The following is a 24660-nucleotide window of genomic DNA, read 5'->3' as shown; positions in this document are numbered from 1 at the left end:
TGCCCTTTGCCGGTTATGAATGGACGTTCCGTTTTCCATCCCTTATAATGGAGCTGAACAGTGTAAGATCGGGCAACGGTGTCTGCAACGGAAGAAGGGGAGAAGGATGGAACAAGAAAAACGCGCGGAACACTTGCTTTTGGCCGCATGGGCGACCGCGCTCATCGCCACCCTCGGAAGCCTTTATTTTTCGGAGGTGCTTGGGTACATTCCGTGCGACCTGTGCTGGTTTCAACGCATTTTTATGTATCCGCAAGTCATCATTTTAGGAATCGCCATCGTGCGCAAAGACGCTGCGGCAGCTCGCTATAGCTTCACACTGTCATTGATTGGCGGGGGTATTTCTCTGTATCATTATGGATTGCAAAAAATTCCGCTGCTTCAAGAATACGCCATCAGCTGCGGCCGCATTCCGTGCACAGGGCAATATATAAACTGGCTTGGATTTATCACCATTCCATTTTTGGCGTTCACTGCCTTTATGATCATTATTTTGTTAAGTTGGACCGTCATGCGCCAGCAAAGAAAGGAGAGCGAACGTTGAAAAAACTGCTCGCATTTGGCGGCATCATTGTCGTCCTGTTCGCTGCGATCGCGTTTATTACGATGTACGAACAAAAAGAAGCCGCAAGCAACAACCCTTACCATAAAAGCGAGCTGAACCCAGCCACTGTCGCCCAACTTGACGACCCGAACTACCGCAACATTATTTTGCCCGCGGAGTTGAAACAGCAGCTGGCTGACGGCAAGACGCTCACCGTTTACTTTTACAGCCCGACATGCCCGCACTGCCACCGGACAACGCCGATCGTCGTGCCGCTAGCAAAGGAGCTTGGCATCGATTTAAAGCTGTTCAACTTGCTTGAATTCGAAGACGGGTGGGATGCGTACCATATTGAAGCCACCCCGACGATCGTCCATTACGAAAACGGCAAAGAAATCAAACGCATCGAAGGGTATCATGACGAACAAACGTTCCGAAACTGGTTTTCCTCATTGCACAGTGACAAGTGAAGATGGGTGAATCCGACCTACACAAGTCAAACATGCCGATGCGGGCATCGAGAGAAAGCGAACCGAAACGGCATCCGCTTCCGATGCCAAAAGTGCGGATACACCCTCCACGCCGACTTGAATGGCGCGATCAACATCGCCAAAGCGATTTCGGGCTTCGCCGCCTAACCTAGCGCACCGGTCGCAGGTGCGCCGCCCATTGGGGTACATCCTAACCCGATGGGACGGGGTGATGACACACCCCCGAACTTGGGCGTTGTCCGAACCAGAAATGGATGAGGGTGTTAACGACCCAAGAATCCCACACCTTTAGGCGTGCGGATTGTCAAATCACCCATTGGCTCGCCGGAGGCGCATACACGCTGCACGGCCAAAGCCGCCTGCAAGTGAACTGCTTGGCATGAAAAGGAAAGGCAATGCCATGGCGGGCCAAAATCTTTTGATTGCGAACAAACAGCCATTCATACTGTTCCAAATCCCCATGCTCTCCGATATGTTCGATGACGGTAATGAGCGATTGCAACGCTGAAATGATTTGGAAAGCCTCTTTCATCGTTCCATTATATGCAACATGTTCGTGGTCCAGCGAAAGAATGCCCCATTCCTCAAATTGACGGATTTGTTCATCATCGAAGTAATACGGGAACACATCGGTATAAAAGTAGTTGAGCAAATACTGCATGTAATGCTCTTGTTCCGGAGTCGCTGCATACATCATTTTCAACGTCCATACCACCTTTTCTCGCCGCAATGCTTGCGTTCTCCATCACTAAGACGATACTATGAGTGTACCATATCTCGCGCAAGGATAGGGGTAGAAAGTGTTTCCACAGCTAACAAACAATTGGGAGTGTGACAACCTTTGTGGACAAGAAAAGGCGATTGGCTGGAATGCATCATCCCTAGCTGGTGGAGCGGTTTGACGATTGAACAGCTCCTGAAAGACGTATGGGCCGCCTCGAAAAAGCTCGCCCACCGTTGGCGGATGGAACACGGCGTCAAACTGAACGGCCAGGCTGTTCCCTGGAAGACGGTGCTCAACGAACACGACCGGCTTCAGCTTTACGCATATGAGCCGGAGCCGTCGTTCATCGTTCCAGAATATCGGGAGCTTTCGATTTTATGGGAGGACGACCATCTGCTCGTCTTGAACAAAGAAGCCGGCATCGACATTCATCCGTCCGAACCGGGGCAAACCGGCACGCTCGCCAATGCGGTCGCGTTTTATTTGCAGTCGCAGGCAATTTTAACAAAAGTGCGCCACATTCACCGACTTGACCGCGACACGTCGGGAGCGATTTTATTTGCCAAACACCCGCTTGCCGGTGCGACGCTCGATCGGATGCTCGCCCACCGTGCCATCAAGCGGACGTACGTCGCCCTTGTTCACGGTCGTTTGTCCCCGAAATCAGGAACCATTTCCGCGCCAATCGGCCGCGACCGCCACCATCCAACGCGCCGGCGCGTCTCGAAGACGGGGGCAAAAGCGGTGACACACTATCGCGTCATCAAAACATTCCCGTCAACATCGCTTGTCGAGCTTTCTCTCGAGACTGGACGGACGCACCAAATCCGCGTCCATTTGGCCCATCTCGGCCATCCGCTCGTCGGCGATGTGCTTTATGGCGGCAAACCAGTGTTTCATCGCCATGCGCTTCATGCCGCTAAGCTAACGTTCCGCCATCCGTTTACAAACGAAGAGGTCATTTGTCTCGCGCCAACAAGCGATTTTCCCACCGACCTTTCGCGCATTTACAATTGATCTACTCCGCCGTCCTTCAATGGAGGAGGGGATTTCTCGGCCGAAACGAGAAAAGGCAGACGCCCCCGTCTGCCTTACAAACGCAACTCCTCCTCTTCGGCGCCTGCCGCCTCCACCTCTTTGCTCGGCTCTTTTTTTGCCACTTCCAGCGATTTCACATGATGGCCATCCATTTCCTTCACCGTAAACAAGTAGCCATCGATTTCTACACTCTCGCCTGGTTTGATATCATAATGCTTCGTTAAAATCCAGCCGCCGATCGTATCGACGTCATCATCGTCAATGTCCAGCCCAAGCAAGTCATTCACTTCGCTGATCAACACTTTGCCATCCAAGATAAATCGATCGTCCATTTTTTGAATCAGCGGCGTTTCATCGATATCAAACTCATCTTGGATTTCGCCAACGATTTCTTCCAAAATGTCCTCGACTGTAACCAGTCCAGACGTGCCGCCGTATTCATCGACCAAAATCGCCATATGGATGCGTTCTTTTTGCATTTTGACCAACAAATCGTGAATGGCGATCGATTCAATCACTTGAATGATCGGGCGGATATAGTCTTTCATCTGCTTTTCGTTGGACGGATTGGCAATAAAGTCCGTAAACACCTCTTTAACGTTGATGAGGCCAAGCACATGGTCTTTATCGCCGTCAATGACCGGATAGCGCGTATACTTTTCTTCGCGAATGATGTCCAAGTTTTCCTTGACGCTTTTGTTAATATCGAGCGCCACAATTTCTTTGCGCGGCACCATAATTTCTTTCGCTATGCGGTCGTCAAAACGAAAAATGTTATTGACATAGCGGTACTCTGACTGATTGATCTCCCCGCTTTTGTAGCTTTCTGATAAAATGAGGCGCAACTCCTCCTCAGAGTGGGCGATTTCATGCTCCGCCACCGGCCTGAGGCCAAACAGGCGCGTCACGAGCCGCGCAGAGTTGTTGAGCGTCCAAATGAACGGATACATGATTTTGTAAAACCAGATGAGCGGCTGAGCCGTAAACAGCGTAATCGCTTCCGCCTTATGAATGGCAAACGTCTTCGGCGCTAATTCACCGACGACGACATGCAAAAAGGTGATGAGCGAAAACGAAATGATAAACGCTAAAAAGTGGGAGACGGATTCCGATAAATGGAGGCGTTCAAACAGCGGCAGCAACATCCGCGCCACCGTCGGCTCCCCGAGCCAGCCAAGGCCAAGCGAGGTGAGCGTAATGCCGAGCTGGTTCGCCGATAAATAGCCGTCCAAATTCGAAATCACTTTTTTCGCCGCGACCGCCCGTCGATTCCCTTCATTGACAAGCTGATCGATGCGCGAGCTGCGCACCTTGACGATCGCAAATTCAGAAGCGACAAAAAAGGCGGTGCAAGCGATGAGAAACGCCACCAACAGCAAACTGGCTATATCCAATTCGTCTCCGAGCGCGGATGAAGCGCCCAGGTTACACCTCCTGCACACAAAAGTTTCCATTGCAGCTGATAGACGATGATGCCGCTGGGCCGCCTTAGGCGGCCCAATATGTTACGATTCCTCATTATTGTTCCCTTGGGTGAAAATGAGCACATATTTCAGCAGTTCAAACACGGCGATCAACGTTGCCGCGACGTATGTCAGCGCCGCCGCGCCAAGCACTTTGTTTACGCCTCGCGCTTCATTTGGGGCGATCAACCCTTCAGCCAGCATAAACCGCTTCGCCCGTGCGCTCGCGTTAAACTCCACCGGCAAGGTAATGATTTGGAAGGCCACCGCCAGCGAGAAAAACAAAATGCCGAGTCCAATCAGCGAAAATTGATGGAGCACAAATCCAACGAGCAACAACAACGGCGCAACGCCCGAAGCGAAGTTCACAATCGGAAACATCCGGTGGCGAAGGACGAGCGCCGCGTAGCCTTGCTGGTGTTGAACGGCATGGCCAACCTCGTGGGCGGCAACGGAAATGGAAGCGATTGAACGCCCATAAAAGACCGGCTCCGACAAACGGACCGTGCGGGAAATCGGATCATAATGGTCGGACAATCTCCCTGGCACGACCTCCACCGGCACATGGTGCAGCCCGTGGCGGTCTAAAATCATGCGCGCCACTTCCGCCCCCGTCAACCCCGATGAGGCTGGAACTTCAGACCAGGCATTGAAATTGCTTGATACCTTCCATTGCGCCCAAAGCGATATCAGGAAGGCGATAAAAATGAAAATATCCATCGGATGGAATAGCATCACAGCACCCTCCGTTTTTTCAATGTTCATCAAATGTGTATACTATTATTTATTGTACTTGCTCACCTTTTCATACGTCAAACGGCCCGCTCCGGTTTCAAAAAAAAAACAGCGCCTGCATCGAGGCGCTATTTGGCTGATGGGGACATCAAAAATTGAAATTGTCTGGGTCAGGACCGACCCGTTTGTTCAAGTTCAACGCGTCGATCTGTTTCATTTCTTCGTCGGTCAGCGAGAAATCAAAAATATCAGCGTTTTCCTTGATCCGCGCCGGCGTCACCGACTTCGGGATCGTCACAACGCCGTGTTGCAAATCCCAGCGCAACACCACCTGCGCCGGCGTTTTCCCGTACTTGCGCCCAATGTCAATGATCGTCGGTTCGCTTAAAATTTCCCCGCGCATGAGCGGCGACCATGCTTCAAGCTGGATGCCGTTTTCCCGGCAAAACGTAAGCAACTCTTTTTGCGTCAGGCGCGGGTGATACTCGACTTGGTTGACCATCGGCTTGATTTCACAATCCGCCAGTACATCTTGCAAATGGTGGATATGGAAATTGCTTACGCCGATCGCGCGCACATAACCGTCTTTATACAACTTTTCCAGCGCCTTGTACGTCTCTTTATACTTCCCTTTCACCGGCCAGTGGACCAAATACAAGTCGACATAATCGAACCCGAGTTTTTTCAAACTTTTGTCAAACGCCTTCAGCGTCGTCTCATACCCTTGATCGGTGTTCCATACTTTCGTTGTCACGAACACTTGTTCGCGAGGAATGCCGGATTCGCGGATCGCTCGACCGACACCTTCTTCGTTTTCATAAAAAGCGGCTGTATCGACATGGCGGTAGCCGATCTCGAGCGCGGTGCGCACCGCGCTTCTTACTTCCTCCCCTTCTTTGACTTTATAAACGCCAAGGCCGACCCAAGGCATTTTCACCCCGTTATGCAAAGTGGCGCAATCTTGCAGGCCGTTCATATCCTCTCCTCCTCGAGCGTCATTATAGTTTCATTATGGGAAAAGAGGGAAAGAAAATCAAAATATATGCTTGCTCTCCTTTCTCACTTCCCCACGTCCCTCTTGTTCTTTCTTTAGGGGAAAATCAACGCAAAAACGAGGGGAAACGTTCCCCTCGCGCTGTCATTGCATTCCTTCTTTCATCCATTCGGCGATTTGCAGCGTGCGGCTCCTTTCCCGACGCAGTCAGAAACATGCGAACGGAAAAGCTGTCAATTGGACTTGCAGATCGGCTCCTGACTCTTATTTGGCCACGCTCATCGAGGCGCGCTCCACTTCAGCTTCGTTCGGATGAAACTCGTTTTCCATTTTCGAAACAACCACTGTCGCTACAGCATTGCCGATAATATTCGTAATCGCCCGCGCTTCCGACATGAAGCGGTCAACCCCAAGCAACAAGGCGATGCCTTCGACCGGAATCATCGGGAACGCCGCCAAAGTCGCTGCCAACGTAATGAATCCCGAACCGGTAACCCCTGCTGCCCCTTTCGAGGTGAGCATTAATACGCCAAGCAACGTCAGCTCTTGCCAAATGGTTAAATCAATGCCGTACGCTTGGGCGATGAAAATGGCTGCCATCGACAGGTAAATCGATGTGCCGTCTAGGTTAAACGAATACCCTGTCGGAACGACAAGACCAACAACCGATTTCGAGCACCCGTATTTTTCCAAACGTTCCATCAGCCGCGGCAGCGCTGATTCAGACGAAGACGTGCCCAAAACAAGCAACAGTTCCTCTTTGATATAAGCGAGAAACTGAAAGATGTTAAACCCATAAAACTTGGCAATCCCGCCAAGCACGACGAAAATGAAAAGCGCCATCGTAATGTAAACAGAACCCATCAGTTTACCGAGCGACACGAGCGATCCGAGGCCGAACGTGCCGATCGTGTACGCCATCGCGCCGAACGCGGCGATCGGCGACACCTTCATAACCATGTTGACGACGCCGAAGAAAATTTCTGCCAGCCGTTCAAACAAGGAAATCACTGGTTTTGCTTTTTCCCCAAGCGCGGCAGCCGCTAAACCGAACAACACGGCGAAGAAGAGCACCGGAAGCAGTTGGCCGCTCGCCATCGCGGCAACGACGTTGTCGGGAATGATGCTTAAAATGAAGTCAACAAAACCGTGGCTTGTTTCTTCCGCTTGTTTCGTGTATTGTGAAATGTCGCCGCCTTTTACTGCATCGGTATGAAACCCAACCCCTGGTTTGACAAGGTTGACGACGACAATCCCGATCGCCAACGCAAACGTCGTGACAATTTCAAAATAAATGAGCGCCTTGCCGCCGATGCGGCCGACCTTTTTCAAGTCGCCCATATTGCCGATTCCGATGACGACGGTGAAGAAAATGATCGGGGCGATCACCATTTTAATCAGCTTAATAAATCCGTCTGCCAATACTTTTAACTTCGCTCCGAATTCTGGAAATAGAAATCCGACAATGATCCCTAAAATAATGCCGATGATGACTTGCACCGTCAAGTTTTTCAGTTTTCTCCGCATTTCTCCCACTCCTTTCGATATATTGGCAACGCTTTCAACATTATCATAAAGAAAAATCGTTGAAATCAAAATATTATGGTGATAATGGTCGTTTTGGTCTTTTTGGTCTTGACCTTTTTTGCTGTTCAAAAACAAAAAAGCTTCCGCCCGCGGAAGCCTATTACGATCCTCTAATTTCATTCAAAAGCCCGGAACCAAACTGCCTCGTAAACTCGTCGTACAGCGGGGCGAACTTCTGCTCCCATTTCCGTTTCTCCTCTTCCGACAGCCGGTAAAGGAAGACATCTTCACGCCGCTCGAGCTGCTTGAGCTCCCGTTCGTTTTGCTCTTTCGACTGCTCTAAATTCCAACGCGTCGCTTCAGCCATCGCTTCAGTTATTTTTTGCTGGATGTCTTTCGGCAAACTGTCCCAAAATGACTGATTCATCATGACTGCGTACCCGAGATACCCGTGATTGCTGATTGTAATATACGGTTGAAATTTGTAAAACCCTTTCGAATAAATATTAGAAATCGTATTTTCCTGCCCATCAAACTTATGCTGTTCAAGCTCCTGATAAACGCGGTCAAATGAAACAGCAACCGGTTCACCGCCAAGCAAACGAAACTGCTTTTCAATCACTTCGCTCGGCATAATGCGAAAACGCAAGCCGCGAAAATCGTCAGGGGCGATGAGCGGACGGGTTGTGCTCATCATTTGCTTAAATCCATTGCTCCAAAACGCCAGTCCTTTAATTCCTTTTGCCTCCAGCATCCGAAGCAGCTCGGCGCCCACTTTTCCAGTAAACACGCGGCGCACGTCGTCCTCATCGCGGAACAAAAACGGCAAATCGAGCACTTGCCATTCGGGGACAAGCTCTGTCACCTTTGAAAATGATGGCGCGATCATTTGCACGTCGCCGCGCAACAGCGCATCAAGCTCTTCCCCATCCGAATAAAGCGAGCCGTTCGGGAACACTTCGACTTTGACGCGGCCGTTTGTTTTTTGCTCGACGAGCTCGGCAAACTTTTGCGCCGCCAACCCTTTTGGCGTATTCTCTGCTACGACATGGCTGAAATAAATAATGATTTGCTTTTTCAACCCCTTTTGCTCGTCGTCATAAACAAGTGGTTCACGTCCCAGTTGACGGCTAGCTGCCCAGCCGACCAGACCGAGGCCGACAAACAAAAGGATTGTCCATGCTCTCCACTTTTTCCCCATTGTTCACACCATTCTTCCATCCTATTGCTAAAATTGCACTCCAACGGAATGCTCCCCGCCGACTCGAATCATTGAAGCAAAAAAGCGGCTGGAGCTCACGGATTCGGTTTGAAAGCAGCAATCGCCACGCCTTACGTATGCCCCATCTTCTATGCTGGCGGGCAGAATATTTGTTCCCCACCGCCATTTTACACCTTTCGTTTCTTTCCATTCAAGAAGATTTGGTATAATGAAAAAAAACGTTGATTTATTCCTTTCCCGATTCATATGGCATGTTCAACAGCAATCATGATTGCCAAAAAGGAGTTCCGCCATGAACCGGCTGCCGATTCGCTGGAAAATTACGATTTTGATTTTCGCCATCGTCAGCTTTTCCATGTTGCTGAGCGGTGTATTCATCATCAGCGACTTTTTCCATACAAAGGAGGAGGAACTCAGCCAGCGCGCCTTGCTAACCGCGCGCACCGTCTCCGAGATGCCCGAAGTCAGACGCCATATTGTCGAAAACAAACAAAGCCGGGCGCTGATCAATCCGGTCGTCGAGCGGGTGCGCGTCATTCACAGCGCCGACTATATCGTCGTTCTCGATATGAACAAAGTGCGCCTCTCCCATCCGCTTCCTGCGATGATCGGCACGATCTCCCGCGGTGCTGATGAGGGGCCGGCGTTTGCCGAACATACGTACACTTCCAAAGCCCGCGGGGAAATCGGGACAGTGGTTCGCGCCTTCGTTCCCATTATGAACAGCGATCACGAACAAATTGGCGTCGTCATCGCCGCCTACCGGTTGCCGACGTTTTTTGAAGCCATTGATTCTTTGAAAGAAGAAGCTGCTGTAGCGGTCGTTTTGTCGCTCGTTGTCGGTGGAATTGGCGCATGGCTGCTCGCCTCCCATATCAAGCGGCAAATGTTTGAGCTGGAACCGCATGAGATCGCCAAGCTGCTGATCGAACGGACGGAAGCGTTTAACGCTATGCATGAAGGCGTCATCGCCATTGACAGCGATGAAAAAATTACCATCTTCAACGACCGGGCAAAACAAATGCTCGGCGTCAAAGGGGATGTCATCGGCCGATCGATCCGTTCCATCATTCCGGACACACACCTTCCGGAAATCTTGGAAGTAAACAAGCCGATTTACAATAAGGAGTTGCAGATCGGCAATTTAACGATTTGGAGCAACCGCATCCCGATCAAAGTCAACGGAAAAACGGTCGGCGCCATCGCCATTTTCCAAGACCGGACGGAAGTGAAACGGCTGGCCGAAGAATTGACGGGCGTAAAGGCGTTTGTCCACGCCTTGCGCGTGCAAAATCATGAATACATGAACAAGCTTCATACGATCGCCGGCCTTATTCAGCTCGGCCATATTGAAAAAGCGCTCGAGTACGTGTTCCAAGTTACAGAGGAACAAGCAGGACTGACGCAGTTTTTAAGCCGCAACATCAAGGACGAAAGCATTTCTGGATTGCTCTTAAGCAAAATCCGCCGCGGCAAGGAGCTCGGCATCCGCGTGACAATCGACCGGCACAGCCGGCTGCACCGCTTTCCGCCGCATCTCGATCACCATGATTTTGTTGTTCTCCTTGGCAATTTAATTGAAAACGCCTTCGATGCCTTTCGCGGCGTAACCGACCGGGAAAAAGAAATTTACATCAGCCTTGAACAAAATGAAGAAATTTGTTCCCTCTCGGTCGAAGACAACGGCCAAGGCATTGCTCGCGAGCATATTGACCGCATTTTTGATGAAGGCTTTTCAACCAAAGGGGAGAGCGGTCGAGGCATCGGCTTGTATTTGGTGAAGCAAATTGTGGAAAAGGGAAACGGGCGCATCGATGTGCAGTCGGAAGAAGGAAATGGAACGGTGTTTACGGTTACCTTTGATATGTGACTACCCATTCATGCAACGGCGGCCGCGAAAGACACCCCCGTCGAGACGAAGGAGGAAAAGGCTATGTATCGCGTGTTGTTGATCGAGGATGACCCGATGGTGCAAGAAGTGAATCGGCAAATGATTGAACAAGTCGACGGCTTCACCGTCATCGGCCTCGCTGGAAACGGTGAAGAAGGGCTCCGCCTCGTTCACGAACTCCGTCCCGATTTAGCGATGATTGATATTTACATGCCGCAGCTGGACGGCCTTGAAACATTAAAACAAATCCGCGCCCGCGGCCATGAAGTCGATATCATCGCCATTACCGCGGCGAGCGACATTGAAACGGTGCGCCGCGTCCTGCAAAACGGCGCCTTCGATTACATTGTGAAACCGTTTAAATTTGAACGGCTCAAACAGGCGTTGGAAAACTACCGGACGTTCCGCCGTTCGCTTGCGGAAAAGGAATCGCTCACCCAGGTGGAACTCGATGCCCTAAGGCGGGCGACTGAACAATCGGCCGGACCGTCCTCTGAGCTTCCGAAAGGACTGAATGAGGTCACATTGGAAAAAGTGATCGCCTATTTGCACCAACACCGCTTCCCTGTTTCCGCCGAGGAAGTGGCCGAAGGAGTCGGCATCGCCCGCGTCACCGCCCGCCGCTATTTGGAGTACCTTGAGAAAACGGGAAAAGTCGTGCTCGATGTGCAATACGGCGGCGTCGGACGCCCAGTGAATCGGTACCATCTGAGAGCAACATAACACGACGCCGTTTCACTTGGCTTTAAGCTGGTTGTCAGAGACGGAAAGCCAGGCCTTATTATGCCGTATCCCGCACCAGCAACCGGGCAGGCAGCTCTTCCTGTTTTCGCGCCACACGGCCTGTCTCCAGCCAATGGTGAAGAAGGCGGAACGCTCTTTCCCCGAGCGTAAAATGGGGGAGTGCCACGGTTGTAATGCCCAGCATTTCGGCCAATGGATCATTATCAAAACCAATAACGGCAAGCTCATCTGGAATGCGCACCCCGATTCGGCGCGCATGGAGCACGATTCCGGCCGCCACTTGGTCACTCGTCACAAGCAACGCGCTCGGCCTCTCCTCCATCGCGATCCATTGCTCCATAACCCGCTTTCCATCTTCAAGAAATAGACAACCATCGAAAACCCACTGCCGACGAGGAAGGACGCCGACTTCACGCAACACATCCTGGTACGCCCCTGCCCTCGCTTGGCTGTTCGGCCCGGTCGTTCTTCCGATGCAATAACCGATGCGCCGGTGCCCCTTTTTGATCAAGTAGCGAAGCGCTTGGACAAACGCTTGGTAGTGATCGATATAGACAGTGAAAAAATCATACCTTTCCACCTGCTCACATAAAACAATGGGACCGTCTTCCTGATAAGCCGCAAACGCTTCCCAGTCCACTTCATGGGAACATACGATCAACCCATCCATTTGCCTCATCCGCAGCCGTTCCAACGCCTCAAGCTCCCTTTCCACCTCATAATTTGTCTGAAACAAAAGCAACTGGTAGCCATAACGAAGCGCCTCTTTGGAAATCCCTTCGATTACAGCGGAAAAATAAGGATGGTGAATGTACGGAAGCATGACCCCCACAATCGCTGTCCTTCCCTTCGCCAAGTGAACAGCTTGAATATTTTTTGCGTATTGGAGCTTCTGGGCTGCTTCCCAAACTGCCTTCCGCTTTTCCTCGCTCACATACGGATATCCGTTCAATACCCTCGATACAGTGGCCACCGACACGCCCGCTTCTTTCGCCAAATCACGGATGTTCGCCACGTTTCCACTTCCCTCCATAAAAACTCTTGACTTGAAACGCGTTTCATACATTACGTTCATCCTGCCATCTAGTTCTAGTATACACGAGGAGGTGACCGCATGCTTTGCGGATTGGCTTCACTCATTCTGATCGTCGCCGCTGTTTGGGGCGGGGCGCATATCGCCTTGCACGCCAAACAAACAAAAAAATAGGGAAACGAGTCTGTTTGTTTCCACCGTTTCAATTGGTATAATGGGGGGGTATATGGAACGTAGGGAGGAATGAACATGATTCGATACTGGAAACTGTTGTTCTCTCTCGCTGTCGCCTCCGTCTTGCTGGTTGGCTGTGGAACGAAAGAGCACGAGACGACACAGGCGGCAAAGGAAGAGCAGACAGCCGACGATCAAAAACCATCGTCTGATGCGCCGTCATCCAAGAACCCTTCTCCTTCGAAGGAAGCAAAAGAGCAAACATCAACGAAAAAGAACGAAGAAGAGCAACGAGCGGCAGGAGGAGGACAACCCGCTGCTTCACAACCGACCATTTCATTGTCCTACCAAGATGGAAACCAAACCATCACGAAAACTGCAACACTGCAAACGAGCGACAATCAACATTTTTCCCTCTATGTTTTGGAAGGGTGGACCCTTGACGCCGAAGAACCGAGTGCCGATGTACTGCTTCATGGCGACGCATTCGCCCGCATCCGCTTGCTTTCTGAGGGTGAAACAAACTATGAACAACTAGCGAAAGAACATGCCCAAGCAGTCGACGCCAACGCCGCCCGCCAACAAACGAACGGGTTGCCTAAGCCGTTCGCTGATGCGGTTTGGTACACCGCCCAAACAGACGGCGTCACGGTTCATGTCATCGCCAGCGCCCAACCGACGCCGATGCTATTGACCGTGCACGCTCCAAGCAACGAAGACGTGCTTGGCGCCGTACTCGCCATGGCGGCGACGCTGCAAAAGCAATAACTTATTTTAGGGAGGGCCTCGCCCTCCCGCCTTTCCAAAAAGAAAAACCCTCTTTTCGCCATATGAAGAGGGTCAAACGAGCTGCTTGCTTTCTTCTTTGCGGAAAAATGTTCTCATCGCATGGAACACATCCGATTTTTGCTTCAAAATATAATAGCGGAATTTTTCGTCTTTAATATTGCGATACGCCGACATGAGCGTGGAATGGCGGTTGTACTGGTTGACTTCCCCATACCCAAACATGTTCGACACTTTCATCAGCTCTTGAACAAGCTTCACGCAGCGGGCATTGTCCGATGTCAGGTTGTCGCCGTCCGAGAAGTGGAACGGATAAATGTTGTAGCGCGACGGTGGATATTTTGTCTCAATGAGTTCAAGCGCCTTGCGGTAGGCGGACGAACAAATCGTCCCCCCACTTTCCCCTTTCGTGAAAAACTCCTCCTCACTGACGACTTTCGCTTCCGTATGATGGGCGATAAAGGCGATCTCAACGGTTTCATATTTCGTGCGCAAAAAGCGCGTCATCCAGAAGAAGAAGCTGCGTGCCATATATTTTTCCCACATGCCCATCGATCCGCTTGTGTCCATCATCGCCAAGACGACCGCCTTCGATTCTGGTTTGACGACTTCGTTCCACGTTTTAAACTTCAAATCTTCACGGTAAATCGGATAAAATCCTGGTTTGCCGTTCATGGCATTGCGCTTGAAGGCGGCGAGCATCGTCCGCTTCTTATCGATGTTCCCCATCAGCCCGGTGCGGCGGATGTCGTTAAATTCGATATGTTGGGTTACATTTTGATCCAGCTCTTTTCGTTGCAAGTTGGGCAGCTCCAATTGGCTAAAGAACGCTTCCTCAATCTCCATCAGTGACACTTCAGCTTCGTAATAATCTTGGCCCGGCAAATCGCCAGCACCTTGGCCTTTTCCTGGCCCCTGCCCCTCCCCGCTTCCGTCTCGGGCCACCACATCACCGACTTGGCTGTCTCCATTTCCTTGGCCGACGTGTTTGTTTTTCTCATAATTGTAGCGGATTTTGTATTCATCGAGCGAGCGGATCGGAATTTTAATCACATCGCGCCCGTTGGACATGATAATGCTTTCTTCCGTAATTAAGTCGGGCAAATTGTTTTTGATCGCTTCCTTCACTTTTTCTTGATGGCGCTTTTGATCATCATATCCTTTGCGGTGGAGGGACCAGTCTTCCTTCGATACAACAAAATTCCCCTTCATGTTTTCCCCTCCTTTGAAAAAATCATTTTCACACTTTTCGCTTTCCCGCATATACTTATGTTGGCGTCATCAAAACGGGCCATCACTATGCCAAGTTGGTTTATTTTATCGTATGCAAAAATTCAAAATAATTGACCAATGAATGAGGAAAATAGAAAAGTAGACAAGCCCGATTATCAGCTTCGCGCCCTCTTGTTCGCTTCCTTTTAGCGAAGCTCGCTGCGTCGTCTTCGCTCGACCCTCCCTGTGCAACTCGGTCAGACAGGGGAGGAGGATAAAAAAAGCATGCCTCAGCGCTTGAGGCATGCCTAGCGGTTCAACAAGCTGCCGACATAACGGAGCAATTCATTGGCTGACGTGGAGTTGTACCCGTATTCATCAATGAGGCGGGCGACGACTTCGTTAATTTTTTTCAACTGCTGCTCATCCGGTGTTTTCGTCGACGTTGTAATTTTGACAATGTCCTTTAAATCCGCAAACAATTTCTTCTGGATCGCTTCCCGCAACCGTTCATGTGAATTATAATCAAACCGCTGTCCTTTTCGTGCATATGCCGAAATGCGAATTAAAATTTCTTCGCGAAACGCTTTTTTCGCATTTTCGGAAATGCCGATTTGTTCCTCGATCGAGCGCATCAGCTTTTCATCCGGATTCATTTCCTCACCCGTAAGCGGATCGCGCAGTTTCGTCTTGTTGCAGTACGCCTCGACGTTGTCCAAATAGTTATCCATCAACGTTTTCGCTGACTCTTCATACGAATAGACGAACGCCTTTTGCACTTCTTGTTTTGCGATTTCATCATACTCTTTGCGCACGAGCGAAATGAAATTCAAATACCGCTCGCGGTCTTCCTTCGTGATCGACGGATGCTGATCCAACCCTTCTTTCAACGAACGAAGCACGTCAAGCGCATTGATCGACGGCACTCCTTTGCGGATGATGCAGGCAGAAATGCGGTTGATGACATAGCGTGGGTCGATGCCGCTCATCCCCTCATCCGGATGCTCCTTTTTCAGCTCCTCCACATCGACCTCGCTGAATCCTTCAATCATTTCGCCATCATACAAGCGCATTTTCTTCAATAAATCCACATCCGGCCGCTTCGATTCTTTCAACCGCGTCAAAATCGTAAACATGGCCGCAATCCGCAACGTATGTGGAGCGATATGCACGTCGGCGACATCGCTTTCGCGGATCATTTTTTCATAAATGCGCTCTTCTTCCGAGACGCGCAAGTTGTATGGAATCGGCATGACGATGATGCGCGAATGGAGCGCCTCGTTCTTTTTGTTGGCGATGAACGACCGATATTCCGTTTCGTTCGTATGAGCGATAATCAATTCGTCGGCGCTGATTAAAGCAAACCGCCCAGCCTTGAAATTGCCTTCTTGCGTCAGCGACAGCAAATGCCAAAGAAATTTTTCATCGCACTTTAACATCTCTTGAAATTCCATAATCCCGCGGTTGGCTTTGTTCAGCTCGCCGTCAAACCGGTACGCGCGCGGGTCGGACTCGGAGCCGTATTCCGCGATCGTTGAAAAATCGATGCTTCCCGTTAAATCGGCGATGTCTTGCGATTTTGGATCAGACGGACTGAACGTCCCGATGCCGACGCGGCGGTTTTCCGAGAAGAAAATGCGCTCCACTAGCACGTCTTCAATGCGTCCGCCGTACTCTTTCTCAAGCCGCATCATATTGAGCGGCGACAGCTCGCCTTCGATGCGAATGCCGTATTCGCGGTAAAAATCGTCGCGCAAATGGTGAGGAATGAGGTGAAGCGGGTCTTCATGCATCGGGCACCCTTTAATCGCATAAACGGCTCCGCGCTCCGTTTTGGAGTACTCCTCAAGCCCGCGCTTCAGGAGCGTTACCAACGTCGATTTCCCGCCGCCGACCGGCCCCATCAGCAGCAAAATCCGTTTCCGCACATCAAGCCGCTTCGCCGCCGGGTGGAAATATTCCTCAACGAGCCGCTCAAGCGCCTCCTCAAGCCCGAACAGGTGCTGGCTGAAAAACTTATATCGTTTCCGCCCATTCACCTCTTCGACCCCAGCATCTTTGATCATATTATAAACACGCGAATGAGCCGACTGGGCCACCCACGGCTTTTCTTTTAAAATCTTTAAATACTCGGCAAACGTTCCTTCCCATTTCAACTTTTCTTCTTCTTCCCGATACCGGGCGATTTTTTGCAAAATATCCATAAAGGACCTCCTCACCCTTGGATGTCTAACAGCAAGATTATTACAATTTATGCGAGGATGTCCCGTATCATTCGCCGCAAAAAAATTTTGTCTCCTAACAACCAGCTGCGGTCATTCACATGCTTGGCCATATTCGCTATAATAAAGGGGGAAACGCCTGCCACTTTCATTATGAAGGAGGAACAAACGATGCGCACTTTGCTTGTGCTAGGGGTTATTATTGCGTTTTTGACGGCCATTTTCACCGCTGGCTATGAAGACAAACCAGGCGTCAGACAATAAGACCAAAAAAACGACCTCCAGAGCGAAGGTCGTTTTTTTGTTTATGACAACCCATAAAACCGTTGTTGACGCAACGCTTCGTACACTAAAATGGCCGCCGTGTTCGACAAGTTTAACGAGCGCACTTTGTCATTCATCGGGATGCGAAGGCAACGATCCATATTGGCCTCAAGCAGCTCCTTCGGCAATCCGGTCGTTTCACGGCCGAACACAAAGAAAATATGTTTTTCTGTATCGCTGAAATCAAACGAATCATAATACCGGCGCCCGAATTTCGTAATGAAATAAAACTCCCCTTCCGGAAAGCGGGCGAATAGTTCGTCAAGCGAGTCATAATACGAAATATTGACATACGGCCAATAATCAAGCCCGGCGCGCTTTAACATTTTATCATCCGTAGAAAAACCGAGCGGGCGGATCAAATGGAGCGATGTATCGGTTGCTGCGCACGTACGAGCGATGTTTCCAGTATTGGCTGGAATTTCTGGCTGGTATAGCACTACATGAAGCGGCATTTCCTTCACCTCAGCAACGTTTATTTGCGATCGATGATGTGAAAAAACTTATAGCGAATGTTCGGCGTATAGGCGCTTGAATCTTCATACGACCAATAGCGCATTCGGCTGTTTGTCGTATGGGCGTTCACAAGCGGCATCCCGTTCTGATCTTTCGCCACCACAATCGTTGAGTGGTCGAAGCGTCCGTCCCCTTGAAAATCATAACAGATGACATCGCCTGCCATCAATTGCTCCGGCTCCGCCACTTCCACCGCCTGCAAGCCGATGCGCGACCCGCTCAAATACCAACGAAAAGCATGGGCCACAGCCCAGCTGTAACTCCAACTTCCGTTTTGACACCACCATCCCCTCGCCCGGTTCGGATAGCCCGTCATCGGCGCCCCGCCCGCATACAAGCATTGGGAAACAAAATTCGTGCAATCCACCGGAAACGACGGAAACACCGGGTTATGCCGATTCCACCACGTTTCCGCATACCGCACCGCCCGGGCGCGGTCATACTGGTAAGAAAGACGATCTCCCGTCCATTGCTCTCGTTCGACGCGCGGCGCCTCCATATCCCCCCCCAATCGGTTGATCGGTTCATCAGCAACAAGCTCACCGCCAACAAAACAGGCGCATCGCTCCTCAACCTGTTCTTCTATATATAGTGAACCCCTTTGCTTAATTAAAAATTGATGGTGGGCAATATACATCACTTTCGCTTCCCGCTCGATGGTCTGCCTGCCGACAATTTGCCCCCGGATCGTGCAACGGACGATCTCCGCACCGCGCTTTTGGCAAAGCTGTTGCTTTCTTGCCGCCTCTTCGCTTCGGATATTGCTTTCCGACACAAACGAGCGGGCTCGCTCATCCAACCACGCGCGCAACTGTTTTTTCATGCTGCTTTCCACCACTTTCGTTTTTGTTACTACCTTATGTGGGGAAGCTGCGTTTTTTTCCCTATTCCTTTGCCTCAGCCAACAGTTTCAGTCCTTTTTCAATCTCAGCGATCACATCGGCATCCGCCTCCGTTTGCCGCGCGGCCTCCAAGTAAGGCTTAGCGCTTGGATCCCCGATTTTCCCGAGCGCCCACGCCGCCGTCCCGCGGATGACGGGACGGCTATCCTCTTTCAACAAACGCAGTAAGTGCGGCACCGCGGTTTGGTCTTTGTAATGGGCGAGCGCCAGAATGGCATTGCGCTGAATCGGCTTTTTCCCACGCCATGAACCCGCCATGGCCCCAAATGTTTCTTTAAATTCACGGTTGCTCATCTGAAGCAGCGGGATGAGCTTCGGCTTTACCGCTTCCGGATCCGGCTCGAATTCTGGATGCAAATGAAAGTCTTTCCCCTTATTTTCCGGGCAGACTTGCTGGCATGTATCGCAGCCGTACAGCCGGTTCCCGATTTTCTCCCGAAACTCGTCGGCTAAAAAGCCTTTCGTTTGCGTTAAAAAGGAAAGGCACCGCTGTGCGTTCAGTTGCCCCCCTTGCACAAGCGCCCCGGTCGGGCAGGCATCAATGCATTTCGTGCACGTGCCGCATCGGTTTTCAACCGGTTCATCAGGGGGAAATGGAATATTCGTAATCATTTCTCCCAAATACACATACGATCCAAACTCCGGTGTAATAATAGAGCAGTTCTTGCCGCTCCAACCGATCCCTGCTCGTTCCGCCACCGCCCGATCAGCGAGCTCTCCGGTATCCACCATCGAGCGAACGCGGGCATGGGGCACTTTGGCCAGCAAAAACTCCTCGAGCTGCTGCAAACGTTCCCGCAACACATCGTGGTAGTCCTTTCCCCATGAAGCGCGGCAAAAAACGCCGCGCCGTTCCGTCTTTGTCCCCCGCGGCGCATTTTTCATTTTAGACGGATAGGCAAGAGCAATGGCAATAATCGATTTTGCTTCCGGAAGAAGCAATGAAGGATTCGTCCGTTTCTCAATATCTGGTTCCTCAAAACCGGACTGATAGCCGAGCTCCTGCTGGCGGCGCAGCCGTTCCTTTAATTCAACAAACGGATCAGCGCTCGCAAATCCGATTTTATCAATGCCGATTGACCGACTGTACTCAATGACTTCCTGCTTTAATGCCATAACATCCATCGTTTTCCCTCCTTTCGTCATATATGGTAAAATGAAATCCGAGGTGATCAAGATGAAATGCGTGATATCAGAACAACTAAAGCAACGCCTTCCTTCTGGTAAATTCGGCGTCATCCGCTATCATCATATCGAGGTCAGCGATTCACCGCAAATGTTAAGGGGGAGGCTTGAGCTGTTTCAAGAATCTCTTTACATCGAGCTGCAGGAAAAGTCGATTGCCGACATCCCTGAGATGGTCGAATGGCGCCGTACTTTCAAACAAACCGGAACGGACCCAAGCCGCTATCGACCGTCAAGTGAAAGCCTGTACCGACGCATCCAGAAAAAAAGCTTCATTCCGCCTATCCATTCAGCGGCGGACATAAACAACTTTTTTTCACTCTATTATAAAATTCCGCTCGGCATCTATGATCTAGACCGCATCAACGGGACAGTGACGCTCACGATCGGCACGGAACAAGATGAATACATCGCGTTAAACGGCCGCACAGTCAACTTTGCCAACAAACTCGTCAGCAAAGATGAACGAGGGCCGTTTGGCAGTCCGATCGTCGATTCGGAGCGGACCGCCGTGACGAGAGAAACGAAAAACGCTTTGCAAATCGTTTACTTTCTCCCATCAACGCCAGAAGAAACCGCCAAGCGCCAGCTTCAAGCCATCCAAACGATGTTTGTGCAAATTCATGGCGGCGAAGCCGACGCCCAATTGTTCATTTGATCTTCTCCCCCCACTTTCCTGCTGTTGGAAACGGGGGACTCCCTCCCTACTTGAACTCTCTCCCACCTACGCTCACGCGTGGAAGTGGGGGTCTTCTCGGTTTAGGGTGATAAAGAAAAAAACGCAATGCCTCGTTCTTTAACGAAACGAAACACTGCGTTGTCCCCAACAATCATAACGTAATTTTAAAGCTAACGAGAGATATTATAACAGACTTCCACACGCATCGCAAGAAAAAAACGCAAAAATCGACAAAAGAAATTGTACAAAAGGGCACCAGAATCTCTGGTGCCAGCAACCAGTGACCCGTACGGGATTCGAACCCGTGTTACCGCCGTGAAAGGGCGGTGTCTTAACCACTTGACCAACGGGCCATTATGGCGGAGAAGGCGGGATTTGAACCCGCGCGCCGCAAAACTGCGACCTAACGGTTTAGCAAACCGTCCCCTTCAGCCACTTGGGTACTTCTCCAAAGAAATGGCTCCGCAAGTAGGATTCGAACCTACGACCTACCGGTTAACAGCCGGTTGCTCTACCGCTGAGCTATTGCGGAATGATGAATAACTATATGTTATGCACATCTTCCAAATGTGCTCGTTGCCTCTTCCTCTGCCAGCTAATTCAAGGAAGCGAGATGCGTCGAGGCAACTCGCAGCGAATTCGAAGATGTGAAGCTCGTCGCTCCGATTTTGCTGTGGAACGATGGGGCATTGTTCGCCCATTATTATAGCGAATGACCCAAAAATATTCAATGGAAAATAATGGGCCTAAGTGGACTTGAACCACCGACCTCACGCTTATCAGGCGTGCGCTCTGACCAGCTGAGCTATAGGCCCATAAAAAGCGGGTGATGGGAATCGAACCCACGACATCAGCTTGGAAGGCTGAGGTTTTACCACTAAACTACACCCGCATATCATTTAGTTGAACATCCGCCACGCTGCTTCCATGCCCCTTCCTCTACCAGCTGATTCATAGAAGCCAGATGCGTCGGGGCAACTCGAAGCAGATTCGATGATGCAGATGCTCGTGGCTGAGGTTTTACCACTAAACTACACCCGCAAATATAGAATATAATGAAAAGGGCGACTAGTGGGAATCGAACCCACGCATGCCAGAGCCACAATCTGGTGCGTTAACCACTTCGCCATAGTCGCCTCGTTCTGGTGCCGGCTGCAGGACTTGAACCCGCAACCTACTGATTACAAGTCAGTTGCTCTACCAATTGAGCTAAGCCGGCATATTTAAAATTAGCTAGTGACTCATGTTGTCTGCCTGGTTGTGCCTCTTCCTCTGCAAGCTGATTCGAGGAAGCTGAGTGCGTCGAGGCAACTCGCAGCCAATTCGATGATGCCGATGCTCGTCTCTACCAATTGAGCTAAGCCGGCATATTTAAAATTAGCTAGTGACTCATGTTGTCTGCCTGGTTGTGCCTCTTCCTCTCCCAGCTAATTCGAGGAAGTCAAATGCTCGGTGTCCCTTCCTCTGCAAGCTTATTCAAAGAAGTGGGATGCGTCGGGACAACTCGCAGCAGATTCAACGATGCGAATGCTCGTCTCTACCAATTGAGCTAAGCCGGCACGATTTTAAAGTGCATGGCGGAGGAGGAGGGATTCGAACCCCCGCGCGCCTTGCGGCGCCTCTCGGTTTTCAAGACCGACCCCTTCAACCACTTGGGTACTCCTCCAAAAAAGCAACAATAATAATGGTGGACCTTGTAGGACTCGAACCTACGACCGGACGGTTATGAGCCGTCTGCTCTAACCAGCTGAGCTAAAGGTCCGATAATGGTGGCGGTGGAGGGGATCGAACCCCCGACCTCACGGGTATGAACCGTACGCTCTAGCCAGCTGAGCTACACCGCCAAATTTAAGTCAAAAGGTGGAGCCTATCGGGATCGAACCGATGACCTCCTGCTTGCAAAGCAGGCGCTCTCCCAGCTGAGCTAAGGCCCCATGATAAATCGGGAAGACAGGATTTGAACCTGCGACCTCACGGACCCGAACCGTGTGCTCTACCAAGCTGAGCTACTTCCCGACAAAACGCGCTCGAGAGGATTCGAACCCCTAACCTTCTGATCCGTAGTCAGATGCTCTATCCAATTGAGCTACGAGCGCACAAGTGCCGAGGGCCGGACTCGAACCGGCACGGTAGTTACCTACCCCAGGATTTTAAGTCCTGTGCGTCTGCCAATTCCGCCACCCCGGCGGAAGTGGAGCGGAAGACGGGGCTCGAACCCGCGACCCCCACCTTGGCAAGGTGGTGTTCTACCGCTGAACTACTTCCGCAAGACGATGAGCCATGGAGGACTCGAACCTCCGACCCTCTGATTAAAAGTCAGATGCTCTACCTACTGAGCTAATGGCTCATGGGTTCAATAACACTCCGAGACAACGATGTCCCTTCCTCTACTAGCATATTCGAAGATGTCAGATGCGTCGGGACAACTCGCAGCGAACTCGAAGATGTAGCGCTCGTTACTGAGCTAATGGCTCGCGGTTGCCGCCTTAATGGCTTAAGGGGTTATTAAGGAATAAGAATGCCGGCTGCAGGACTTGAACCCGCAACCTACTGATTACAAGTCAGTTGCTCTACCAATTGAGCTAAGCCGGCACATTTAAAATTAGTTAGTGACTCATGTTGTCTGCCTAGTTGTGCCTCTTCCTCTGCAAGCTGATTCGAGGAAGCTGAGTGCGTCGAGGCAACTCGCAGCCAATTCGATGATGCCGATGCTCGTCTCTACCAATTGAGCTAAGCCGGCATATTTCGTAATGAAACAATGACTCCTATTATGCTGAACTGTGCCTCTTCCTCTTCAAGCTCATTCAAGGAAGCCTTGTGCGTCGAGGCAACTCGCAACAGACTCGACGATGCGAATGTTCGTCGCTACCCATTGAACTAAGCCGGGGTGGTTTGAACATCTGACATGTCTGTGAACTACTCCCACTTAGCTTTGCATGAAGCGGGAACCTTCTTTCGGAACTATGATAAAAATGGTGGCTCGGGACGGAATCGAACCGCCGACACAAGGATTTTCAGTCCTTTGCTCTACCGACTGAGCTACCGAGCCATATTAAGTTTTACGCTGCTTTACTTGTGCTACATTGTGCCTCTTCCTCTGCCAGCGGATTCGAAGATGCTGGATGCGTCGAGGCAACTCGAAGCGAATTCGATGAAGCGGATGCTCGTCTCTACCGACTGAGCTACCGAGCCGTATCTTATTTTTCCCTTGTTCGTTGATGACTTTTGTGTCCCTTCCTCTACTAGCCCATTCGAAGAAGCCAGATGCGTCGGGACAACTCGCAGCAGATTCGACGATGCGGATGCTCGTCTCTACCGACTGAGCTACCGAGCCATATTTTTTCATCTTTCACAATTTTGAAAGAATGGCGGTCCCGACGGGACTCGAACCCGCGATCTCCTGCGTGACAGGCAGGCATGTTAACCACTACACTACGGGACCAATTTTGGTTGCGGGGGCAGGATTTGAACCTGCGACCTTCGGGTTATGAGCCCGACGAGCTACCGGACTGCTCCACCCCGCGACGATAGAAAATGAACTTATTTCGATCATACACTGAGTATCGGTTTAAATATTTATTGCCTCTTCCTCTGCCAGCTGATTCAAAGATGCTCGGTGCGTCGAGGCAACTCGAAGCGGATTCGATGAAGCAAAGGCTCGTTGCTCCACCCCGCGATGATGAGAAAGTAAGTTGATTTTCACAATGCTTTTAGTGTTGTTGTTCGTTGCCTCTTCCTCTACAAGCTGATTCAAAGACGCTCGATGCATCGAGGCAACTCGAAGCGAATTCGATGAAGCAAAGGCTCGTTGCTCCACCCCGCGATGATGAGAAAGTAAGTCAGCTTTTATATTAAGATGGTGGAGGATGACGGGATCGAACCGCCGACCCCTTGCTTGTAAGGCAAGTGCTCTCCCAGCTGAGCTAATCCTCCACGAAATTGCCTAGCAGCGACCTACTCTTGCAGGGGCGCTGGCCCCAACTACCATCGGCGCTGGAGGGCTTAACTTCCGTGTTCGGGATGGGAACGGGTGTTTCCCCTCCGCCATAGCCACTAGGCAACAATGGACAAGTCTTATTATAAGGAAAGTTGACCTGTTGTCAAGACTTTTTCATTCCCTCAAAACTAGATAACCGTGCTCAGGAAGAAGCCGCTCATAGGTCAAGCCCTCGATCGATTAGTATCCGTCAGCTCCACGTGTCGCCACGCTTCCACCTCGGACCTATCGACCTCGTCATCTTCGAGGGATCTTAC

The 24660-nt window shown here is 50.8% G+C and carries 19 protein-coding genes, 21 tRNA genes, 2 rRNA genes and 1 pseudogene; 8 read left to right on the top strand and 35 right to left on the bottom strand.

Annotated elements, in window-relative coordinates; all coding sequences use genetic code 11:
• The first annotated feature begins 106 nt into the window (after positions 1-106).
• From JCR24_RS04515 to JCR24_RS04505, 3 genes and pseudogenes are all read left to right on the top strand, one after another.
• Positions 107-544: a disulfide formation protein C gene (locus JCR24_RS04515; RefSeq protein ID WP_013523012.1), complete on the top strand. Its 438-nt coding sequence runs from the start codon at positions 107-109 to the stop codon at positions 542-544.
• Positions 541-1014 carry a thioredoxin family protein gene (locus tag JCR24_RS04510; protein ID WP_238980166.1) on the top strand — a complete coding sequence of 158 codons (474 nt, stop codon included), beginning with the start codon at positions 541-543 and terminating at the stop codon, positions 1012-1014. Before JCR24_RS04515 ends, JCR24_RS04510 begins: the two co-directional genes overlap by 4 nt.
• Positions 1015-1017: 3 nt before the next feature.
• Positions 1018-1182 (top strand): annotated as a pseudogene (locus tag JCR24_RS04505) (zinc ribbon domain-containing protein); the annotation flags it as partial.
• Between the two features lie 157 nt (positions 1183-1339).
• Here the strand turns inward: JCR24_RS04505 and JCR24_RS04500 are convergent.
• Positions 1340-1738: a YhcU family protein gene (locus tag JCR24_RS04500; RefSeq protein ID WP_014194938.1), complete on the bottom strand. Its 399-nt coding sequence runs from the start codon at positions 1736-1738 to the stop codon at positions 1340-1342.
• Between the two features lie 138 nt (positions 1739-1876).
• Here JCR24_RS04500 and JCR24_RS04495 point away from each other — a divergent pair, with 138 nt between their 5' ends.
• A complete protein-coding gene (locus JCR24_RS04495) occupies positions 1877-2776 on the top strand; it encodes an RluA family pseudouridine synthase (RefSeq protein ID WP_238980165.1) in 900 nt (299 codons plus the stop codon).
• 74 nt (positions 2777-2850) lie between these two features.
• On the opposite strand, the gene JCR24_RS04490 is transcribed toward JCR24_RS04495, so the two are convergent.
• The 5 genes from JCR24_RS04490 to JCR24_RS04470 all read right to left on the bottom strand — a co-directional run bounded on the left by JCR24_RS04490 (position 2851) and on the right by JCR24_RS04470 (position 8717).
• Positions 2851-4191 carry a hemolysin family protein gene (locus tag JCR24_RS04490; RefSeq protein ID WP_238980164.1) on the bottom strand — a complete coding sequence of 447 codons (1341 nt, stop codon included), beginning with the start codon at positions 4189-4191 and terminating at the stop codon, positions 2851-2853.
• A gap of 111 nt (positions 4192-4302) precedes the next feature.
• Entirely contained in the window at positions 4303-4995 is a 693-nt protein-coding gene (locus JCR24_RS04485; RefSeq protein ID WP_011230067.1) for a zinc metallopeptidase, read from the bottom strand.
• A 148-nt stretch (positions 4996-5143) separates the two neighbouring features.
• Positions 5144-5971, bottom strand: coding sequence for an aldo/keto reductase (locus tag JCR24_RS04480; RefSeq protein ID WP_011230066.1), 828 nt, complete (start codon positions 5969-5971; stop codon positions 5144-5146).
• Positions 5972-6253: 282 nt separating this feature from the next.
• Positions 6254-7516 (bottom strand): dicarboxylate/amino acid:cation symporter, encoded by a 1263-nt coding sequence (locus tag JCR24_RS04475; RefSeq protein ID WP_015373990.1) that lies wholly within the window; start codon positions 7514-7516, stop codon positions 6254-6256.
• A gap of 160 nt (positions 7517-7676) precedes the next feature.
• Positions 7677-8717, bottom strand: a complete 1041-nt coding sequence (locus JCR24_RS04470) for a TRAP transporter substrate-binding protein (RefSeq protein WP_014194935.1) — start codon at positions 8715-8717, stop codon at positions 7677-7679.
• 313 nt (positions 8718-9030) lie between these two features.
• On the opposite strand from JCR24_RS04470, the gene JCR24_RS04465 reads away from it, so the two are divergent.
• The gene (locus tag JCR24_RS04465) at positions 9031-10608 is read left to right on the top strand and encodes an ATP-binding protein (RefSeq protein WP_238980163.1); all 1578 of its coding nucleotides are present in this window, start codon (positions 9031-9033) and stop codon (positions 10606-10608) included.
• A 63-nt stretch (positions 10609-10671) separates the two neighbouring features.
• Positions 10672-11352, top strand: coding sequence for a response regulator (locus tag JCR24_RS04460; RefSeq protein ID WP_238980162.1), 681 nt, complete (start codon positions 10672-10674; stop codon positions 11350-11352).
• Between the two features lie 58 nt (positions 11353-11410).
• Here JCR24_RS04460 and JCR24_RS04455 read toward each other — a convergent pair whose 3' ends face one another.
• The gene (locus JCR24_RS04455; RefSeq protein ID WP_238980161.1) at positions 11411-12388 is read right to left on the bottom strand and encodes a LacI family DNA-binding transcriptional regulator; all 978 of its coding nucleotides are present in this window, start codon (positions 12386-12388) and stop codon (positions 11411-11413) included.
• 267 nt (positions 12389-12655) lie between these two features.
• Here JCR24_RS04455 and JCR24_RS04450 point away from each other — a divergent pair, with 267 nt between their 5' ends.
• Positions 12656-13348, top strand: coding sequence for a hypothetical protein (locus JCR24_RS04450; protein WP_238980160.1), 693 nt, complete (start codon positions 12656-12658; stop codon positions 13346-13348).
• Positions 13349-13420: 72 nt separating this feature from the next.
• Here the strand turns inward: JCR24_RS04450 and yhbH are convergent, their stop codons facing one another.
• From yhbH to queG, 5 genes are all read right to left on the bottom strand, one after another.
• Positions 13421-14578, bottom strand: a complete 1158-nt coding sequence (yhbH, locus tag JCR24_RS04445) for a sporulation protein YhbH (protein ID WP_238980159.1) — start codon at positions 14576-14578, stop codon at positions 13421-13423.
• Between the two features lie 308 nt (positions 14579-14886).
• Complete coding sequence (locus JCR24_RS04440; protein ID WP_011229990.1) at positions 14887-16782, bottom strand: PrkA family serine protein kinase; 1896 nt, start codon at positions 16780-16782, stop codon at positions 14887-14889.
• Between the two features lie 323 nt (positions 16783-17105).
• Positions 17106-17579, bottom strand: coding sequence for a tRNA (uridine(34)/cytosine(34)/5-carboxymethylaminomethyluridine(34)-2'-O)-methyltransferase TrmL (gene trmL, locus JCR24_RS04435; RefSeq protein WP_011229988.1), 474 nt, complete (start codon positions 17577-17579; stop codon positions 17106-17108).
• Positions 17580-17599: 20 nt separating this feature from the next.
• Positions 17600-18463 (bottom strand): amidase domain-containing protein, encoded by an 864-nt coding sequence (locus JCR24_RS04430; protein WP_238980158.1) that lies wholly within the window; start codon positions 18461-18463, stop codon positions 17600-17602.
• 61 nt (positions 18464-18524) lie between these two features.
• On the bottom strand, positions 18525-19667 hold the full coding sequence (gene queG / locus JCR24_RS04425) for a tRNA epoxyqueuosine(34) reductase QueG (protein ID WP_011229986.1): 1143 nt from the start codon (positions 19665-19667) through the stop codon (positions 18525-18527).
• A gap of 52 nt (positions 19668-19719) precedes the next feature.
• Here queG and JCR24_RS04420 point away from each other — a divergent pair, with 52 nt between their 5' ends.
• Positions 19720-20385, top strand: coding sequence for a B3/B4 domain-containing protein (locus JCR24_RS04420; protein ID WP_238980157.1), 666 nt, complete (start codon positions 19720-19722; stop codon positions 20383-20385).
• A gap of 302 nt (positions 20386-20687) precedes the next feature.
• On the opposite strand, the gene JCR24_RS04415 is transcribed toward JCR24_RS04420, so the two are convergent.
• The 23 genes from JCR24_RS04415 to JCR24_RS04305 form a co-directional block, all read right to left on the bottom strand.
• Positions 20688-20759, bottom strand: a tRNA-Glu gene (locus tag JCR24_RS04415).
• 4 nt (positions 20760-20763) lie between these two features.
• Positions 20764-20856 (bottom strand) — tRNA-Ser (locus JCR24_RS04410).
• 7 nt (positions 20857-20863) lie between these two features.
• Positions 20864-20938, bottom strand: a tRNA-Asn gene (locus JCR24_RS04405).
• A 209-nt stretch (positions 20939-21147) separates the two neighbouring features.
• Positions 21148-21221: transfer RNA gene (locus JCR24_RS04400), tRNA-Ile, on the bottom strand.
• A 6-nt stretch (positions 21222-21227) separates the two neighbouring features.
• A tRNA-Gly gene (locus JCR24_RS04395) sits at positions 21228-21298 on the bottom strand.
• A 171-nt stretch (positions 21299-21469) separates the two neighbouring features.
• Positions 21470-21542: transfer RNA gene (locus JCR24_RS04390), tRNA-His, on the bottom strand.
• A gap of 7 nt (positions 21543-21549) precedes the next feature.
• Positions 21550-21625, bottom strand: a tRNA-Thr gene (locus JCR24_RS04385).
• A 356-nt stretch (positions 21626-21981) separates the two neighbouring features.
• Positions 21982-22072 (bottom strand) — tRNA-Ser (locus JCR24_RS04380).
• Positions 22073-22091: 19 nt separating this feature from the next.
• Positions 22092-22168 (bottom strand) — tRNA-Ile (locus JCR24_RS04375).
• Positions 22169-22173: 5 nt separating this feature from the next.
• Positions 22174-22250, bottom strand: a tRNA-Met gene (locus JCR24_RS04370).
• 17 nt (positions 22251-22267) lie between these two features.
• Positions 22268-22340, bottom strand: a tRNA-Ala gene (locus JCR24_RS04365).
• Positions 22341-22348: 8 nt separating this feature from the next.
• A tRNA-Pro gene (locus tag JCR24_RS04360) sits at positions 22349-22422 on the bottom strand.
• A 6-nt stretch (positions 22423-22428) separates the two neighbouring features.
• Positions 22429-22502 (bottom strand) — tRNA-Arg (locus JCR24_RS04355).
• Positions 22503-22507: 5 nt separating this feature from the next.
• Positions 22508-22593, bottom strand: a tRNA-Leu gene (locus JCR24_RS04350).
• A 5-nt stretch (positions 22594-22598) separates the two neighbouring features.
• Positions 22599-22673 (bottom strand) — tRNA-Gly (locus JCR24_RS04345).
• Positions 22674-22680: 7 nt separating this feature from the next.
• Positions 22681-22753: transfer RNA gene (locus JCR24_RS04340), tRNA-Lys, on the bottom strand.
• Between the two features lie 172 nt (positions 22754-22925).
• A tRNA-Thr gene (locus tag JCR24_RS04335) sits at positions 22926-22998 on the bottom strand.
• Positions 22999-23379: 381 nt separating this feature from the next.
• A tRNA-Phe gene (locus JCR24_RS04330) sits at positions 23380-23455 on the bottom strand.
• Between the two features lie 317 nt (positions 23456-23772).
• A tRNA-Asp gene (locus JCR24_RS04325) sits at positions 23773-23848 on the bottom strand.
• A 5-nt stretch (positions 23849-23853) separates the two neighbouring features.
• Positions 23854-23930 (bottom strand) — tRNA-Met (locus JCR24_RS04320).
• Positions 23931-24263: 333 nt separating this feature from the next.
• Positions 24264-24339 (bottom strand) — tRNA-Val (locus JCR24_RS04315).
• 8 nt (positions 24340-24347) lie between these two features.
• Positions 24348-24464 (bottom strand): 5S ribosomal RNA (rrf, locus tag JCR24_RS04310).
• Between the two features lie 99 nt (positions 24465-24563).
• Positions 24564-24660: ribosomal RNA gene (locus tag JCR24_RS04305) — 23S ribosomal RNA — on the bottom strand; the annotation flags it as partial.

The sequence above is a fragment of the Geobacillus sp. YHL genome (assembly GCF_022341265.1).
Taxonomy (GTDB): domain Bacteria; phylum Bacillota; class Bacilli; order Bacillales; family Anoxybacillaceae; genus Geobacillus; species Geobacillus thermoleovorans.
Note: the sequence above shows the minus strand (reverse complement) of the source record. Positions and strands in the feature narration are given on the sequence as shown.

What these genes read in the sequence shown, in the direction of transcription:
- yhbH (WP_238980159.1), bottom strand. Translation starts at nt 14,578, where the DNA reads ATGAAGGGGAATTTTGTTGTATCGAAGGAAGACTGGTCCCTCCACCGC.
- JCR24_RS04485 (WP_011230067.1), bottom strand. Translation starts at nt 4,995, where the DNA reads ATGCTATTCCATCCGATGGATATTTTCATTTTTATCGCCTTCCTGATA.
- JCR24_RS04440 (WP_011229990.1), bottom strand. Translation starts at nt 16,782, where the DNA reads ATGGATATTTTGCAAAAAATCGCCCGGTATCGGGAAGAAGAAGAAAAG.
- JCR24_RS04450 (WP_238980160.1), top strand. Translation starts at nt 12,656, where the DNA reads ATGATTCGATACTGGAAACTGTTGTTCTCTCTCGCTGTCGCCTCCGTC.
- JCR24_RS04480 (WP_011230066.1), bottom strand. Translation starts at nt 5,971, where the DNA reads ATGAACGGCCTGCAAGATTGCGCCACTTTGCATAACGGGGTGAAAATG.
- JCR24_RS04420 (WP_238980157.1), top strand. Translation starts at nt 19,720, where the DNA reads ATGAAATGCGTGATATCAGAACAACTAAAGCAACGCCTTCCTTCTGGT.
- JCR24_RS04465 (WP_238980163.1), top strand. Translation starts at nt 9,031, where the DNA reads ATGAACCGGCTGCCGATTCGCTGGAAAATTACGATTTTGATTTTCGCC.
- JCR24_RS04475 (WP_015373990.1), bottom strand. Translation starts at nt 7,516, where the DNA reads ATGCGGAGAAAACTGAAAAACTTGACGGTGCAAGTCATCATCGGCATT.
- JCR24_RS04430 (WP_238980158.1), bottom strand. Translation starts at nt 18,463, where the DNA reads ATGAAAAAACAGTTGCGCGCGTGGTTGGATGAGCGAGCCCGCTCGTTT.
- queG (WP_011229986.1), bottom strand. Translation starts at nt 19,667, where the DNA reads ATGGATGTTATGGCATTAAAGCAGGAAGTCATTGAGTACAGTCGGTCA.
- trmL (WP_011229988.1), bottom strand. Translation starts at nt 17,579, where the DNA reads ATGCCGCTTCATGTAGTGCTATACCAGCCAGAAATTCCAGCCAATACT.
- JCR24_RS04515 (WP_013523012.1), top strand. Translation starts at nt 107, where the DNA reads ATGGAACAAGAAAAACGCGCGGAACACTTGCTTTTGGCCGCATGGGCG.
- JCR24_RS04470 (WP_014194935.1), bottom strand. Translation starts at nt 8,717, where the DNA reads ATGGGGAAAAAGTGGAGAGCATGGACAATCCTTTTGTTTGTCGGCCTC.
- JCR24_RS04460 (WP_238980162.1), top strand. Translation starts at nt 10,672, where the DNA reads ATGTATCGCGTGTTGTTGATCGAGGATGACCCGATGGTGCAAGAAGTG.